This is a genomic window from Sphingobacterium kitahiroshimense, assembly GCF_025961315.1.
Taxonomy (GTDB): Bacteria; Bacteroidota; Bacteroidia; order Sphingobacteriales; family Sphingobacteriaceae; genus Sphingobacterium; species Sphingobacterium anhuiense.
In genome coordinates this window covers 1,716,374-1,732,286 of sequence record NZ_JAOQNK010000001.1, presented here as the reverse complement: position 1 = coordinate 1,732,286, position 15,913 = coordinate 1,716,374, and the positions used below count along the sequence as shown (strand labels likewise).

Annotated in this window: 16 protein-coding genes; all 16 read left to right on the top strand. The window is 37.1% G+C overall.

What is annotated here, in order from left to right:
* Positions 1-101: 101 nt before the first annotated feature.
* The 16 genes from M2265_RS07880 (at position 102) to M2265_RS07805 (ending at position 15,911) form a co-directional block, all read left to right on the top strand.
* Complete coding sequence (locus M2265_RS07880; RefSeq protein WP_132771129.1) at positions 102-950, top strand: helix-turn-helix domain-containing protein; 849 nt, start codon at positions 102-104, stop codon at positions 948-950.
* A 96-nt stretch (positions 951-1,046) separates the two neighbouring features.
* Complete coding sequence (locus tag M2265_RS07875; RefSeq protein ID WP_132771130.1) at positions 1,047-2,369, top strand: TolC family protein; 1,323 nt, start codon at positions 1,047-1,049, stop codon at positions 2,367-2,369.
* Positions 2,370-2,406: 37 nt separating this feature from the next.
* Positions 2,407-3,564, top strand: a complete 1,158-nt coding sequence (locus tag M2265_RS07870; RefSeq protein WP_132771131.1) for an HlyD family secretion protein — start codon at positions 2,407-2,409, stop codon at positions 3,562-3,564.
* On the top strand, positions 3,564-5,117 hold the full coding sequence (locus M2265_RS07865; RefSeq protein WP_132771132.1) for a hypothetical protein: 1,554 nt from the start codon (positions 3,564-3,566) through the stop codon (positions 5,115-5,117). Before M2265_RS07870 ends, M2265_RS07865 begins: the two co-directional genes overlap by 1 nt.
* Before the next feature lie 112 nt (positions 5,118-5,229).
* Complete coding sequence (locus tag M2265_RS07860) at positions 5,230-6,126, top strand: NAD(P)-dependent oxidoreductase (protein WP_132771133.1); 897 nt, start codon at positions 5,230-5,232, stop codon at positions 6,124-6,126.
* Between the two features lie 70 nt (positions 6,127-6,196).
* Positions 6,197-6,772 carry a Crp/Fnr family transcriptional regulator gene (locus M2265_RS07855; RefSeq protein WP_132771134.1) on the top strand — a complete coding sequence of 192 codons (576 nt, stop codon included), beginning with the start codon at positions 6,197-6,199 and terminating at the stop codon, positions 6,770-6,772.
* A gap of 64 nt (positions 6,773-6,836) precedes the next feature.
* On the top strand, positions 6,837-7,847 hold the full coding sequence (locus tag M2265_RS07850; RefSeq protein ID WP_132771135.1) for an NAD-dependent epimerase/dehydratase family protein: 1,011 nt from the start codon (positions 6,837-6,839) through the stop codon (positions 7,845-7,847).
* A 150-nt stretch (positions 7,848-7,997) separates the two neighbouring features.
* A complete protein-coding gene (locus tag M2265_RS07845; protein WP_132771136.1) occupies positions 7,998-9,407 on the top strand; it encodes an alpha/beta hydrolase family protein in 1,410 nt (469 codons plus the stop codon).
* A 146-nt stretch (positions 9,408-9,553) separates the two neighbouring features.
* Entirely contained in the window at positions 9,554-10,123 is a 570-nt protein-coding gene (locus M2265_RS07840) for a dihydrofolate reductase family protein (RefSeq protein ID WP_132771137.1), read from the top strand.
* Positions 10,124-10,191: 68 nt separating this feature from the next.
* A complete protein-coding gene (locus M2265_RS07835; RefSeq protein WP_132771138.1) occupies positions 10,192-10,581 on the top strand; it encodes a DUF1398 domain-containing protein in 390 nt (129 codons plus the stop codon).
* A 246-nt stretch (positions 10,582-10,827) separates the two neighbouring features.
* Complete coding sequence (locus tag M2265_RS07830) at positions 10,828-11,211, top strand: hypothetical protein (RefSeq protein ID WP_132771139.1); 384 nt, start codon at positions 10,828-10,830, stop codon at positions 11,209-11,211.
* 271 nt (positions 11,212-11,482) lie between these two features.
* Positions 11,483-12,967 carry a hypothetical protein gene (locus M2265_RS07825; protein ID WP_132771140.1) on the top strand — a complete coding sequence of 495 codons (1,485 nt, stop codon included), beginning with the start codon at positions 11,483-11,485 and terminating at the stop codon, positions 12,965-12,967.
* A gap of 24 nt (positions 12,968-12,991) precedes the next feature.
* Positions 12,992-13,624 carry a hypothetical protein gene (locus M2265_RS07820; protein ID WP_132771141.1) on the top strand — a complete coding sequence of 211 codons (633 nt, stop codon included), beginning with the start codon at positions 12,992-12,994 and terminating at the stop codon, positions 13,622-13,624.
* Between the two features lie 7 nt (positions 13,625-13,631).
* Positions 13,632-14,744, top strand: a complete 1,113-nt coding sequence (locus M2265_RS07815; protein WP_132771142.1) for an SMI1/KNR4 family protein — start codon at positions 13,632-13,634, stop codon at positions 14,742-14,744.
* A 138-nt stretch (positions 14,745-14,882) separates the two neighbouring features.
* Positions 14,883-15,401 carry a hypothetical protein gene (locus M2265_RS07810; protein ID WP_410528394.1) on the top strand — a complete coding sequence of 173 codons (519 nt, stop codon included), beginning with the start codon at positions 14,883-14,885 and terminating at the stop codon, positions 15,399-15,401.
* An 18-nt stretch (positions 15,402-15,419) separates the two neighbouring features.
* Positions 15,420-15,911: an SMI1/KNR4 family protein gene (locus M2265_RS07805; RefSeq protein WP_132771144.1), complete on the top strand. Its 492-nt coding sequence runs from the start codon at positions 15,420-15,422 to the stop codon at positions 15,909-15,911.
* Positions 15,912-15,913 lie beyond the last annotated feature (2 nt).

Below are 15,913 nucleotides of genomic sequence, written 5' to 3'. Positions count from 1 at the left end.
TGGAGAGTAAACGGGTCATTCGATAGACAGCGTCAAAAGATAATATTGCATATAAAATAATTTTATCTTAGTTTGTCCCTTAGTACTTAAAGAGTTTGCTGATGTCATTGATAAGAATACTAAATGAAAAAGACTTTTTTGAAAATGCTAAGATGGGCCATATCCTGAGACCCGCTAATTTTAGCATGATTTTTATCAGAAGTGGATCCATTCATTTGGAGATCAATAACCAATCTGTTTCTTATGTGGAGGATCACGTTTTACTGATATCCTCGCATAACAGCTATAAATTGAGCCATTATACCGATGACCTTAAAATATACATGCTGATCTATAATCGGGAGACTATCAGGGAAAAGATTCATTTTAACTTTAGCCGGTACGATGTGTACCGGATCATCAATGCGGAGAAAAATCAAAATATCTTCAATCCAGATAAAGTGATTTTTGACCAGTTAACAGGTTTGGTGGAACTTATGATTTATCAGACTGATATGGAGAATAGACAATCTTTCTTTCACGAACAGATCATCCTCTCCATATTTTCCACCATAACCTATAAATTGATGGATTCATTAGAAATCCAGCTTCAATTTGACCGAAAACGAAATGCACGGAAAGAGGAAATCACCTTGCAGTTTCTTGAATTGGCTACAGATTATTATAAAACGGAAAAGGAGTTAGATTTTTATGCCAAAAAACTCAATATCTCGATCAAGTATCTATCGATTTGTGTCAAGGAAATTACCGATATAGCACCTTCCGTATTCATTGCTACAGCCTTACTCAATGAGGCTAAAACTTTACTGTTCAGTTCAAAGGATACCATTACAAGGATTGCCGAGGAATTAAACTTCTCGGATCAGTATGCTTTTGGTAAATTTTTTAAAAAACATACGGGATTAAGTCCTAAAAATTACCGGAATAAACACGAGGTTACCTTGTTTTGATACTATTTGGACTTCTTTTGCCCCGCTTTCAACCTTTTTGTTAGGGTTGTTTTTTGCGACTTTTGTGCTGTGAAATTCTAAAATGTATCGCACACAATGAAAATAAAACCATTCAGTTATCTGTTTTTGGTAATCGGATTGCTTTTTTCAGACTCCTTACTATTTGCTCAGGAAGCTACTCAAAAAAAGCTCACCGTTGAAGAACTCTTTTCTTTGGTTCTGGAAAACAATCCAACTTTATCAGTTTCCAAAGCAGGTATAAAAATAGCAAAACAGAACGTAGAGGTCGCTAAAAATTTACAGCTTCCTGATCTTAATCTAAGCGCCAGCGCCCTTTATATCGGTGACGGTGTCCTACTTGATAAAGATTTTTCCAATTCGACGACGGTCAAGATGCCACATTTTGGCAATAACTATGCCTTGGAAGCGACTCAGTTAATCTGGAAGGGTGGTATGGTCAAACATACTATCGAAGCCAAATCGCTACAAGAAGATCTCGCAACCCTGAATTATCAGTTTAACGAGCAGAATATCAAGTTGCTAGCCTTGGGCTACTATTTGGACTTGTATAAATTGCAAAATCAGGCTTCCGTATACCGTAAAAATATTCAATTGGCCGAGCAACGGTTACAGAATATAAGCCGGTTTTATAAAGAAGGTATGGTCACTCGAAATGATGTGATCCGTGGTGAACTGCAGATCTCTAATCTAAACCTGGCTTTACAGGTGATCGAGAATAATGTGCAGATCTTGAATAAACAGCTATTGGTTGCCTTGGGTCTTCCTGAAGGAATACAGCTCCTGGCAGATGAAAAGCTATTGCAGACCAATTTGGAAGCATCTTCTTTAGCGTTCTACCAAAACGATATTGATCAGCACCCCTCAGTTCTCATGAGTAAAAAGGGAGTTGAACTATCCGAAACGGCAACGAAGATAACAAAGACCGAACGTATGCCAACCTTAGCCGCTTTTGCAGGTAATAAATTGCAAAAACCAATTACGACGACATCGCCCGCCCTGGATATGTACTCAAATGGTTGGAATGTAGGTTTGTCATTAAGCTATGATATCAGTTCGCTCTATAAATCTTCGAAAAAGATACAGGCTAACATATATGAATTAGAGAAAGCTAAAGCGCAGGAAAATGAAACAGAAAAAATGATCGAAGTTGCGGTTAATGCCGCCTACATAAAATATAATGAAACACGTAGCCAGAACTCAACATTGGCAAAAAATAAAGATCTGACAGAGGAGAATTACAGAATCATGGAAAGTAAATACAATAACCAGCTGGCCATTCTGCTTGATATGATCGATGCAAGCAATGCCAAGTTGGATGCTGAACTGCAGTACACCAACTCGGAAATCAATATTGTGTTTGCGTATTACAAATTATTGAAAGAAAGCGGGAAAATGTAAGAACTGGAAGCTAACTCCATCGAAGTAGATAAAAAATATGTCACAAAATCAAGATCAGAATCAAGGAACAGATTCGGTAGAAAATACAGGTGTTAAATCAAGTAAAGTAAAACAGAGAATGCCTAAAAAAAAGAACAGAGGAACGATCGTCAGTATGTTGGTGCTATTATTGGTATTGGCAGGACTCTATTGGGTGATCCACGCCTATTTCAATATAGGTAATAACCGTTTTACCAATGCAGCACAGGTCGAATCGTATATTAACCCGATCAATACACGGGTATCGGCCTATATCAAAGATATTCGTTTTATCGAGCATCAGTACGTAAAAAAGGGAGATACTTTGCTTATATTGGATGATAGTGAGATTCAGACTCAACTGGGGCAGGCGGAAGCTGCCTATTTGTCGGCACTTGCATCTAAGCATGTTACGGCTAATTCGGTCAGAACAGCAACTAATAATATCGGTACAGCACAATACAACAGCGATGCCGCTCAGGCTAACATTGCTTCGGCAAAAGCAAGATTGTGGAATGCGGAACAGAATTTTAACCGATATAAAAATCTTTTGAAAGACGAGGCGGTAACCCGTCAACAGTTCGACCAGGTGAAAACGGAATATGAAGCGAGCAGTGCTGCTCTGGAGGCGGTATCTTCGCAATATGAGGCGATTGCGAATTCCCGGAGTACTTCTGTGCTCACGGTGACCGAAGTACAGTCCCGATTAGGAATGAACGATGCAGAGATCAAACGTGCTGAAAATGCATTAAATATGGCTAAGCTCAATCTTTCATATACCGTAATCACAGCGCCTCATGATGGTATCATGGGAAGAAGGACGATCAATATTGGACAGCTGTTGAGTCCAAGTCAGCAGGTAGCCACTATCGTAGACAGTAATAACATTTGGATCACGGCCAATTATCGTGAAAAGCAGATGGAAAATGTTATGATAGGAGCTTTAGCGACCATTCAGGTAGACGCTTTGGGGGGAAAGGAGTTTGTCGGGAAAATCACGGCGATCTCAGGCGCGACAGGCGCGCGGTATGCGGCAGTACCTTTGGATAACTCCACCGGTAATTTTGTAAAGGTACAGCAAAGAATACCTGTAAGAATAGAATTTACTTCGGAAAATAAAACAGAGGACTTAAAACTGTTGCGTGCAGGAATGAATGTGGAGGTTACTTTAAGATAATGTATAATAAAGGATTGTTTGCAGCCTGGGTGCCCAAACCGCTCATGTTATTGCTTATTTTTATTTTTCTGATCCCGGTACTCAGTATCAATAGCGTTTACAGCAATAGTATTACCGATATCTCAGGGGCGCTTGCTACCTATACGGAATATATGGCGATGGCAAGTAATGCTACTACAATCGGAATGGGAGTAGCTATTATCTTTAGTCTGCGGGTGAAAATGCGTTTCCGCTCTAAGGAAATCATTGTGTTTTGTTCGATTGTTCTTGCACTGTTATCGTATTGTATTGGTACGACTGACAATCCTTTGGTCGTTATTATTGCTGGTTTCTTTATTGGTTTTTTTAAAACTTTTCCTTTTATAGAGCTTTTATTGGTCATTATGGTCATCCTGACGCCTACTGGAGATCGCGGCAAATTCTACGCGATGTTTTATCCGCTTTCGATCTGTCTGTCTCAGTTATCAGCTTATCTCATGGCCGACGTCGTGTTTGACGGAAGCTGGCAGGCACCCTATTTTCTGATGTCTGCTGTTATGCTGGTCATTGCTGCGCTTTCATTGATCTTCCAGCACAATCAACGGTTCTCCTTTCGGATGCCCTTATCACAGATTGATTGGCTTTCTTTAGGTTTACTCGCTATTGCAGCCTTGAGTTTGGATTTTGCACTTACCTTTATGAAGCAACAGGGATGGTTTAATTCTCCTTATATTATAGTGTCTATTCTGCTATGTCTACTACTTATAGCAATCGTAATTTATAGGCAAAAGGGAGCAAAACGTAAATTAGTCAAATTTGAACTGTTTACCGCAAGAGTCAACATCTGGTACAGTATATTGCTGCTGTTGCTGATGGGGATATATCTGGCAACTTCTACTTTGCTGTCGCAATATACAGTAGGAGCACTGGGCTACAATAATCTATTAAATTCGGAGCTGAATCTGTGGATGATTCCTGGAATCATATTGGCAGGTATTTATGGGTATATCAGTTTTAAGCATAAATGGTTACTGAAGTATTTTATTGCTTCGGGATTTCTGGTGTTCTTTATTCATAGCCTGATGATGTATCTGCTCATACAGCCACAGATGAATATGGAATATCTTTATTTTCCGATGTTCTTAAAGGGGCTCGGGATGGGAATACTCTATATTGGAATCTGGTTCTATGCCGGTTCTGGTCTGAATATGGATGAGCTTCTCGGTATTGTAGGGGTTTTGATTATAGTCAGAACATTTGTAGCAACAGCACTTGGTGCAGCTATATTAAATTGGGCTTCCTATCAAGGGCAATGGCAGAGTCTGTATGACAGTGCACTGTATATGGATATCGGTGATTTTTCTAATGGGATAGCGATGTATCCGGCCTCGCAGCTCAATGCCATGCTGGCGGCTTTGAAGATCGTCTTCGGTGTATTGTGCTGGATCAGTATTCCGGTGCTTCTATTTGTACTGTTGCATCACTTTGGCAGATTCAATCAAAGACGATTGGTGCTGTTTCGCAAAATAGTACGGGGAAACAAGGTGCGTGGATATTATTTCAGCCGCCGTTAGTCTTAAGAAGATCGGTTGTACGAGAAACCTATGTCAAAGCAAAGTGTCTGTCTCTTTTGCACAATTCTGTTTAAAAGAATTTGCTGGTGTATTATTTCGCTATATTTGATGAATGAAATTTAATCAAATTACGATTATAGATGATTGTGGCATTCAAGAATCTATTGTACAAAAGATAGCCGAATTGTCGAAGTCGTCCATCCTTATATTTAATAATACACCCGTTTCTAATGAGGAAATTATTCAAAGAATTGGTGATAGTGATTGTATTCTTCTAAGTTGGAAGACAATTATTTCTGCTGAAATTTTAGAAGCTTGTCCGTCCTTGAAATTTATTGGACTTTGTTGCAGTTTGTATGATGAGAGTGCTGCAAATGTTGATATAGCAGCTGCGCGAAAACTAGGAATAACGGTTAAAGGTGTAAGGGATTACGGAGATGAAGGAGCTGCCGAATTTATCTTTGCTCAATTGATCTATTTATTTCAGGGATTAGGAAAATACCAATGGAAAGCTGACTCAACCGAATTGAAGGGGAAAAGTATAGGTATTATAGGTTTGGGAACCCTAGGGAGTATGGTCGCAACAATGGCAGGACATTTTGGAATGAAAGTGTTTTATTATAACAGAAATAGAAAAACAGAAGCCGAACAAAAAGGAATTACTTATTTACCACTCCATGAGCTTCTTGCTATCTGTGATGTGGTCACGACCCATCTTCCTAAAAATACAATTCTTCTTGGAGAGTCCGAGTTTAGTATCAAGAAAAAGAATTCAATATTGATCAATACATCATTAGGATTGACCTTTGATAAAGTAGCTTTTAGTCAATGGTTGCTTACTGATGAATCTTCTTATGCAATTTTTGATGCAGATGGAATGGCTCCATATGCTGACGAATTGTCTAAAAAGAACCGGGTTATCAGTTCTGATAAATTTGCGGGTTTTACCGCTGAGGCGAAAATAAGGTTATCTGAAAAAGTATTGGAAAACCTGTTGGCTTATGAATAGCTTAGTAAAACAATTCTCTTGTAAAAACTAATTTTCGAAAAAAATACAGATCATTATTAAATTTTAACCCATGCACGCCAAGTTTATTGAGCTTATCACCAAGCATGTTATCCTTTCCGATCAGGAAAAAGAATTATGCAGGCGTTTTATGGAACCTGTTCTTTATCCTAAAAATTGTATTATCGAAGAGGAAGGAAAGGTTCCAGCTTATCTATATTTTGTGGTATCAGGCTTTGTACGTTTGTTTCATTATAATGAAAAGGGTGATGAAGTGACGACTCATATCAACTGCCCTCCCGGGTTTATCACATCCTATATAAATTTTAGCAATCAGACCCGATCAGACGAAAATCTTGAATGCATCACCGAATGCAAGCTTTTACGTATTAAAAGATCTGATCTAGATCTTTTAATACAGCAGACACCATCATTCAAAGACTTTAGCATCTATGTTTTTCAGCAATCGTTATCGTACAATGAAAAAAGATCCAGGGAGTTGGCAACACTAACGGCAGAACAGCGGTATTTAAAACTAATGAACGAACAACCGGAAATACTTCATCACGTTCCGATGCAATACATCGCTTCTTTTTTAGGAATGAATCCTAAAAGTTTGAGCCGTATCCGTAAAAATATCATTAAGTAACATTTGTGAAGTGGTTTAAAATGAATAAGGCAGAACTTTGCTTTATCATTTAAAATCAATGTACATGAAAACTAAAGATTTGGTATTGGTATCCGGAGCAAACGGGCATTTGGGAAACAACTTAGTAAGATTATTAATAAATAAAGGTTTTCGCGTTAGAGCGTCCGTCCGTAATATTAGAAATCTAGATTACTTCAACGATCTGGATTGTGAAGTCGTGCAGGCAGATATTACAGACAAGCAATCATTTAAAAACGCATTGCAAGGTGTTGATACTTTCTATGCCGTGGGGGCCGCATTTAAACTATGGGCTAAAGATCCACAGAAAGAAATCTACGATGTGAATATGCAAGGTATTCGTAATACCATAGAAGCAGCTGCAGAAGCTGGTGTTTCGAAAATTGTGTATGTAAGTTCCATAGCTGCTTTGAACTATACACATACGCCAACCAAAGAAAGCAACGGTTACAATCCGGACCGGAGAGATGCCTATTACAACTCCAAAAATGACGGTGAGAAACTTGCTTTTAAGCTCGCAAAGGAGTTAGGTGTTGAATTGATTTCCGTTATGCCTGGAGCAATGATAGGCAGCGAATCCTTACTTCCGCTTAATGTATCCTATGCAGTATTGAGGTTAATCTTAAACAAGAAGATTCCCATGGACACCCATATTGCACTCAATTGGGTCGATGTTAAAGATGTCGCCGAAGGTTGTTATCTGGCTGCAGAGAAAGGTAGGTCTGGAGAACGATATATCCTCACTAATGAAAGATGCATGAGCATTACCGAAACGACAAAACTTGCACAAAAGCTCTATCCCGAACTTAACCTGCATATTCCCGTTTCTGTCCCGAAGTTCATACTATATGGTATTGCCGGATTGATGCAGTTTGCAGCAAAGCTAAGTGGAAGACCTCCTTTAATTACAACTAAAGAAATCGCCATGTTCTCTGGATTGCAGCAAGATTTTGATATTTCCAAAGCAAGAAATGAATTAGGATTTAATCCCAAAAGTAGCCAACAGGCTGTTAAAGAAGCATTAGTTTATCTTATGGAACACAAGAAAATGCTTTAGCAATCTTTTATTTTAATCGTGTCCTATGGGATACTTATCCGTCTAAGTCTACAGACATAATAAATACCGAGACATAAATTGGCTATTATTAAAGACAGTATCCCTTAAATTAAATAATTATATTTGATTATAATACCAATCACCCACTTTATGAAATTAAAATTACTTCTCACTTTCTTAACAGCTACGTGCTTTATAAATCAATTGGCAGCACAAGATCTACCATCTAAAACAGTATGGGAGGGCAAAATAGAAAATATCCGTATATTTCTAAGGATATCGAAAGATAGCTTAACAAATCAGTACGTTGCCGTTTTTGATAGCCCAGATCAAGGTGCTATGGGATTGAAGGTTTCTGAGTTAAAGGTCACAAATGACAGTGTGACTGCTTTTTCAGCTCAAATAGGCGGAGGTTTCTATGGTGCATTTAAATCAGGTAGAACTGAATTGGTTGGCGAGTGGAAGCAAGGAGGCGCACTACCATTGGTTTTAAAAAGAGTTGAAAAGGAATTTGAGATTAAGCGGCCACAGATGCCCAAGGCTCCTTTCCCTTACAAGGAAGAAAAAGTTATTTACTACAATACCGATAAATCAATTCAATACGGTGCTACTCTGACTTTACCTGATACGAATAAGCAAGTACCCGCTGTAATTTTAATTACAGGATCTGGGCAGCAAGATCGCGATGAAACTTTGTTTGGACATAAACCTTTTTGGGTCATTGCTGATTATCTGAGTAGAAATGGTATTGCTGTATTACGTGTTGATGATCGCGGTGTTGGAGAAACGACAGGTGAGGTGATGAATGCGACATCATTGGATTTTGCGGGAGACGTGCTGGTCGGTATGGAATTCTTGAAGGCACATCAGGGGATTGATAGCAAAAAAATAGGCCTTATAGGACATAGCGAAGGTGGTATTATTGGCCCTATGGCAGCTGTGCAGTCTAAGGATGTAGCCTTTATCGTTAGTTTGGCAGGAGTAGGTATTAAAGGCCGGGAATTAATGGCGATGCAGTTAAAGAGTAATTATGAACAGCTCGGATTAAATACGGAAGAGGTTAGTAGATTTGACAGTCTGTTGAATATGTTATTTGATCTTTCGGCGACTTATTCAGACAATGAGGAACTCAAGCCAATATTTGCAAAGAAAATGAAAGAATGGCTCAATAGCCAGCCTGAGCCATTCCTGGCTAAGCTTGGTTATACCGGACCGCAGGCTTATAATAATATTGATGAATTTGCGGCAAGATTCTTTCTGCCCTGGATGCGCTCTTTTTTGAAATATGATCCAGCAACCACTTTAACAAAAATTAAGATACCAGTCTTAGCTTTGAACGGAGAAAAAGATGTGCAGGTATCGGCTCAGGAAAACCTTTCTGGTTTTAAAACGTTGCTTACCAAAGCAGGAAATAAAAATTTTAAAGTGATTGCGATGCCCGGGTTGAATCACCTGTTTCAGCATGCAAAAACAGGTCTAGTGAGTGAATATGTTACTATTGAAGAAACGATTTCACCTGAGGTGTTAAATATCATGAAGAATTGGATAAAGAGTTTGTAAGTAGGTTGTTATAGACAACTGATCAGTTTCTTATGGAAAAATACAAAAGGAATGACTAAAAGCCCCCTTTTATTGTCGCAAATACACCCTGATCGCGTAATTCGTATACGTTAATTTTGATTAATCATTGACCAAATTGAAAAGACATGAGAAAGATTCGAATTTTTGAACATATTTCGCTTGATGGTGTGATTGAACATGACGGCGATTATGAATATGGGGCGTGGACGACTGCATATCGAAGCCCAGCTGGTGCAGCACTTCTTTTTGAAGCATATGGACCAAATTTTGACCTTCTCCTTGGACGTACTACCTATGACATATTCAGTAAATTTTGGCCCAATGCTGGAGATTTTCCAATGGCCAATGCGATCAATGCAGCTACTAAATATATTGCAACACACAGCCCAAAGAGTTTAAGCTGGGGTCCGGTGGAAGGCTTGGGCACGGATGTGCTTCAGGCAATTACAGCACTTAAGGCAACAGCTGGACCTGATCTGATTATTGTCGGAAGCTCCACGTTAACATCAACATTGTTAGATTCCGGATTTGTAGATGAGGTTGTATTGATAACCTATCCTGTTTTACTTGGTCACGGTAAACGATTGTTAGGAGACGGTATAACCGCGCGAGAACTTGCATTCGTAAGCTCTAAAGCAACTCCTACAGGACTGCTTATCAACACTTACAAGCACATAGGTCCTCTGAAAAAGTAGTTTATAACTTTAAATTATGAATTTGGATATAAATGAATAGAAAGAACAGAAAATAACATACAAAAAAGATGTTTACAGTAGAACAGATCGAGGAGGCGCATAGCAAAGTCAAATCAGGAACAGACTTTCCTAACTATATTCGAGAAATAAAAAAGTTAGGTGTAATAGCATTCGACACTTGGGTAAGAGATAGTCACACCGAATATTTCGGTGAAAATGAATTTAAGACCGTTTCAAAACCCTCGTATGAGAACTTAGAAATTAAGGCAGTCTGTGATCCATTAAAATTTAGGGATTATTTAAAGATACACCAAAAAGGGGAGACTGATTACTTCACTTTTTGTAAACATTGTGCGGAGAGCGGTGTGGAAAAATGGACTGTTTCACTGCATTCCATGACATGCACGTATTATGACATGGCCGATAATGAAATTTTAACAGAAAAAATACCGGAGTAGGTGTATGTGATGATAATGTGAGATAGAGGAATATCATTGTGCGTCTCTAAGGAATGTTATTCACTACTGAAAATCCTCTGGAAAAGCAATGAGCTTACTAATTAAGGAGGCCGTCGGTTAGCTAAAAATTAAAGTTACATGTTAAAAAATATCGGGTTAGATATAGTCGCAATTTCCGTGTTATTCCCACATTAAAGTTTCAAAAGGCATAGTATTTGCTTATCGAATTCCATAAAATTAATCCATATGAAAAAGACCATTTTACTTTTTGTATTGTTATGTACTGCTTTTTTTTCGCGAGCAGATCAACTTCAGGCTTTAACACAGAAGCAAGCAGAAGCGGCAGTCGTCTACCTTAAAAAAGAACCAATCGTGATTTTATGGTGCAGTTGCTGTGATAATGAAACACCTAAAAAAGTTACTGTTAATGAAGTTTTTTATAAAAAAGATAGCGATGGAAAATACTATTCTGTCATATTAAAAGGAAGGGATGAAAGTGGAAAGGAAGTGGAAGAATATTTAGATCTGGCCTATGTGTTCGTAAAAAAAGGTAGAAAAGCACAAAGTTTAGGTAAGGTTTTAAAATTTGAGTGTGATCCTTGTACTAAGCCATTTGAATGGTCAATGTAAAATATAGAAGAATAGCCTGCAAGAAGCTAGGGTATTTTCAAAGCTGATTTACATTCAAACCAAAATGCCGTTATTTTAAAATAACGGCATTTATATTTTGGATGAATTTCTAAAGATCAACTTCAAGAAATAGCAGAGTGCCTAAGTTTTTTGTCTTTTCAAAATCCAATTGGAAACAATATATTGGGCTAAAATATAGCTGATAACTGGGATAGTATTCATCTTATATTCTATCTAATATTGATGGATAAGATGAATAAAATTATTAAGCATGAAAACTATAGCTTTTAGTATCCTATTTATGTTGATTTCAATTACAGCTTGTACACAAGAAAAAAAGGACAATTCTCCTGATGTCCTTTTAAAAAAGAAGACCATAAAAAGTGTTCCTTTTTTAACGAAGCAAAATGATTTTATCTATGTAGATAAAACAAGTTTGAAAGCTGTCACAAATCAAAAATTCCGTACGGCCTCCCTATTGACACCGACAGGTTTTGCAATTGTTGAAAATGACAAGAATGAATATGCGGCCATAGACGAAAATGGAAAAATAGTTTTGGATTTTTCAGCCAGCGAAATCAACTTAAACGTTATAAATGGTTTAACTTTTTACAAAAGAGACCTGGAATATGTCAAGAAGATGCCGATCTGGAAATGGGAATGGAATATTCTGGGAGGTGGAATCCAAAAAGAAAAAAACTACCACAACATTGAAATAGGAGTAGTAGAAACTAAGCAAATTTTACTTCATAAGGATGTTCCATATTTGGACGACAGTTACTATTTAAATTTTATCCCAGTAGATGAAAACCACATCTTTTGGAATGGTACCCTGTATGAAATCAAAAAAAATCGCTTGAATAAAATTGAACATAATATCACTGAATTACTTGAAAATAAACGCTTTATTAAAGCTTCTAATGCAGGTTTTTCCCTTTATGAACTGAACCATAAAAAACCAATTTACAACAGATTGGAAGGTGTCGAAACACTTTCAATGCAATTTGAGAAAGAAACAATCGTGCTCAATGAAATTAATAAAGAACGTTATACACCTGAAGTTCCTAAACTACTATTAGATAGCGAAACCAATGCCGTTTATCCATTTCCACAATATGAAAAGGTATTTCCAAAGGAAATCACAAAGGCAACAGCTAAACAGATCGATTTCATAAGAAAAACTACACTAGTGTATTCAATAACTAATTCACCTTATTTTCTATTGGGTGTTTTTAATTATGATCATGCTATTTGGGCGTTCGATTGGCTATATATTGATACCAAAGGAACTGTTGTTGATACCATTGATACGTATAATTTTAAGGTCATGGATCAAGTAGGAAATTTGGTCTGGCCCGATAGAAAAATGATTTTACCAAATAGATACATGGATAAAAATTGGAAATTAGGGAAAATAAATTCATACGAAGGCATGGGTGATTTATATATTATTCCGATTGAAGACGAAAAACAATTTCGCACTAAAGGCTTGTGGAATCGGCACGAACATATCTGGGAGATAAAGCCCGAATATCATGAAATATCGGTTTTGAATACTGAAAATCAGATCTACGCGATTCAAAAAGAACAGGATGGATTGTATGCGCTTTACGATAATAAAAATAAACAATACATTGGATCAAAAGCCTATCAATCCATTAATTCGGATGGACTGGTCACGGTTAAATTGAATGAAAAGCAAACTATTTATTACTATATTGACATTTGTTCTGGAAAAGAATACAGAGAAAATTAATAATAAACTCCAAATACGATATTTATGATTTTCAGAATGCTGTTAGCACTTGTTGCTTGTGTTTTAAGTTTACCCTCTTTTGCGCAGATACGTACAGGAGTATATTTTCCTTCTGATCAAAAATTCAATGAAATAATTGAAGATCTTGGAAATCCATTGCCCGGAAATCCGGTAATGGTTGTTCAATCATTTGTTCCCAACCGCGGAAGTTATGTTTGGTTTTTAAACGAAAGCAAAGCTGCACAGGACGCTTATCTTAACGATAACCCCAAGGATCTGCACGCAGGAATTTTTCTGGAAGATCATGGCGGATTAATTTCAAAAATTACCTTTAAAGATTTTGCTGTAGGATTGGCACAACCGATCTATCTCATTAACTACTGTGAAGTGGGAGATGCAAATAAGGATGGTTTTCCTGAGTTTTACCTTACTTATTTTCAAGAATCAGATGGTTTAGATGCTAAACCGCTGAAAGTTATCGTTTACACAAATGGGGGCGGAAAAACATTCTTAAAATCAAAGATTACCGGTTGGATTCCTTTTCAGGAAGAAGATCAGTATCGGGAAGAAAAGGATGCAAATTTTAAGTTATTACCCAAAGAGATAAGGCGGAACGCTGAAAAAATACTGCAAGATGCGAAAAGTCAACTGAATTAACATACCTATGAAATTACCCAATCACTGGCAGAGCTTTATTAAAATATTTCAGAAGAAATTTAATTCTGAAATCGTGTATGATACCATACGTGTTTTTCAAGATGAGGAAGCTATTAAAGAACGCTTTACAACCCATCAGTTTGAGACGTATTTGCCCTATTATATTCCTGTGGCCGATGATTCTGGAGGGCAAGTGGCTGTAATTTCTAGAAATGACGAGGACAAAAAGGTATATCTTACTTCTTATGGCACCTTGGAAGAAAAATATTTTAAAATATTAGATCGAGATTTACTGCATTGGATGCAACGAAAATTTCCTTTTGATAATGAAGATAAACAGGAAAACGAATTAACAGCGGAACAGCAGGCATCTTTTGAAAGTGAAAATAAGCGCCTCTTAGAGCAAATTGGTCAGTTTCCCTCCTTATTAAATTTTTGGAATCAAACGTATTCGATTGAAAATCTCTGTCTCCCGGAAAACTATCCAGTAGTAGAGCAACTGCTGCCATTCCAAGATGGATACGCTTTTAATACGGTTGCATCCAAAAGCTTGGTTGGCGAAAAAGAAGGAGATTTTAAGGAAAGTTGGCTAGTCATTGCCAGTAATTATTTTGCAGATCCCTTTTTTATCGATTTTAACGATTCAGAAGAAAATTTTCCTGTTTATTTTGCCTTTCATGGTACAGGAAAATGGAAACCCATTAAAGTGGCGAATAGTGTTGATACTTTTCAAAATGTTTTACGAACCATTTTCGAGCTACGGTATGATAAAAATGGCCTACTTTCATTATTAACGGAATTTAGTATTTCAGGCAATGAATTTTGGGATGAAGTTTATCAAAATGTGCTGGAGATGCCAGAGATGGCAGAAGATGAGCAAAATGAAATGATCAGCGAATCGGATTGGCAGGAGGCTGAGGTGTATATCACAGATATCGGTCCAAATAAAATGAAAATAGTCTCCTTATTAAAAGCGAAGTACCGATTGTCGGGTGCTGAAGCGCTGCAAATGAGTAAGGAAGCGCGAATATTGTATCACAAAGGTCCTAAAAAATGGATACACAGCAGCGTTCAAGAATTAGAGAATTTAGGTGCTCAGGTAGCAATCGTTATACTGTGATCATTAAAGTGGATGTATAAATAGGTTGTTGGAAAAAAAGTAAAAACTCTAAAAACTACCAGTATCGGGGATATTTTCAAACGGTATCTTTTGTTATCTTTAATTCAAAGATTTATTAGAAATAAGACCGTGAGATATTTGGCAGTTTTAACTTCATTTTTAGGGTTATTTGGCTGTAAAACAAATGTTCAGAAATTACAGATTTCTACTATTTACACCGAACCAAAGCGGGTATTAAAAGAAATTCCAGAAACTGGTGCAATACAAACTTATGTGAGCCGTAAGGAAGTTACAGAACGCTTAGTTCCTCTTATTTACATGCTCTATAAAGATGCTGAAACGCTTAAATTTCGGATGCAGGGCAACATCAGTTCCAGTGGCCATGCTGTTCATCAGCTTAGAAAAATTCGTTTTGAAAGAGGAGAACAAAAGGGGAATACCATCACATTGCGGTATTACGTAGAGATTAAAAAATATCCAGGCAAGCAAAGCGCTGATGTAAAGGGATATAATTATACCAAAGATGAAATTTATAAAATACCTAATGATGTTAAATTAATAAATATCCAATTGTATGAAGACCGCATCGATGGTATAGCAGCTACCAATCCAAAACTTATAGCTGAGCAGACCTTTAATTTCTTTGCAAAAATTTAAACATCTGAAAACGAAACGATGAACGCATTAAGTAAAGACCTACATTTTATTACGAAGGATTCTGATCATGAAACTTTAAATAAAAGATTTCAGACACGATATTCGAACCTGCCGGATGATTATCTTGCTTTTTTAAAAACATACTCCTTGCTCACGAACCACTCCGATACAACATGGTTTAACAGCATTACAGATTTTAATGAGACAAATGATGAGAATGATTTCAAATGGAATGAATTTGAAATTCTGTCCTTAGACGCTTTTGATGGAGATGTTGAAAATCAACAAGTGGTAAAGAATTTTTGGAATCAACATGTACCTATTATTCTATCTGTTAAAAAAGGTTATGCCTATTTTGCTCTTCATGTTTCAGCAGAAAATTTTGGGAAAATATATTATGGTCAAGAACCTGAGTTTGAAGAAACAGAACTTGTGTCGGACAGTTTTAGTGCTTTCATTGAAGCGATCCAAAAAAGATCATTAAAGAAAGAATACCTGGATTTGTTCTAAAG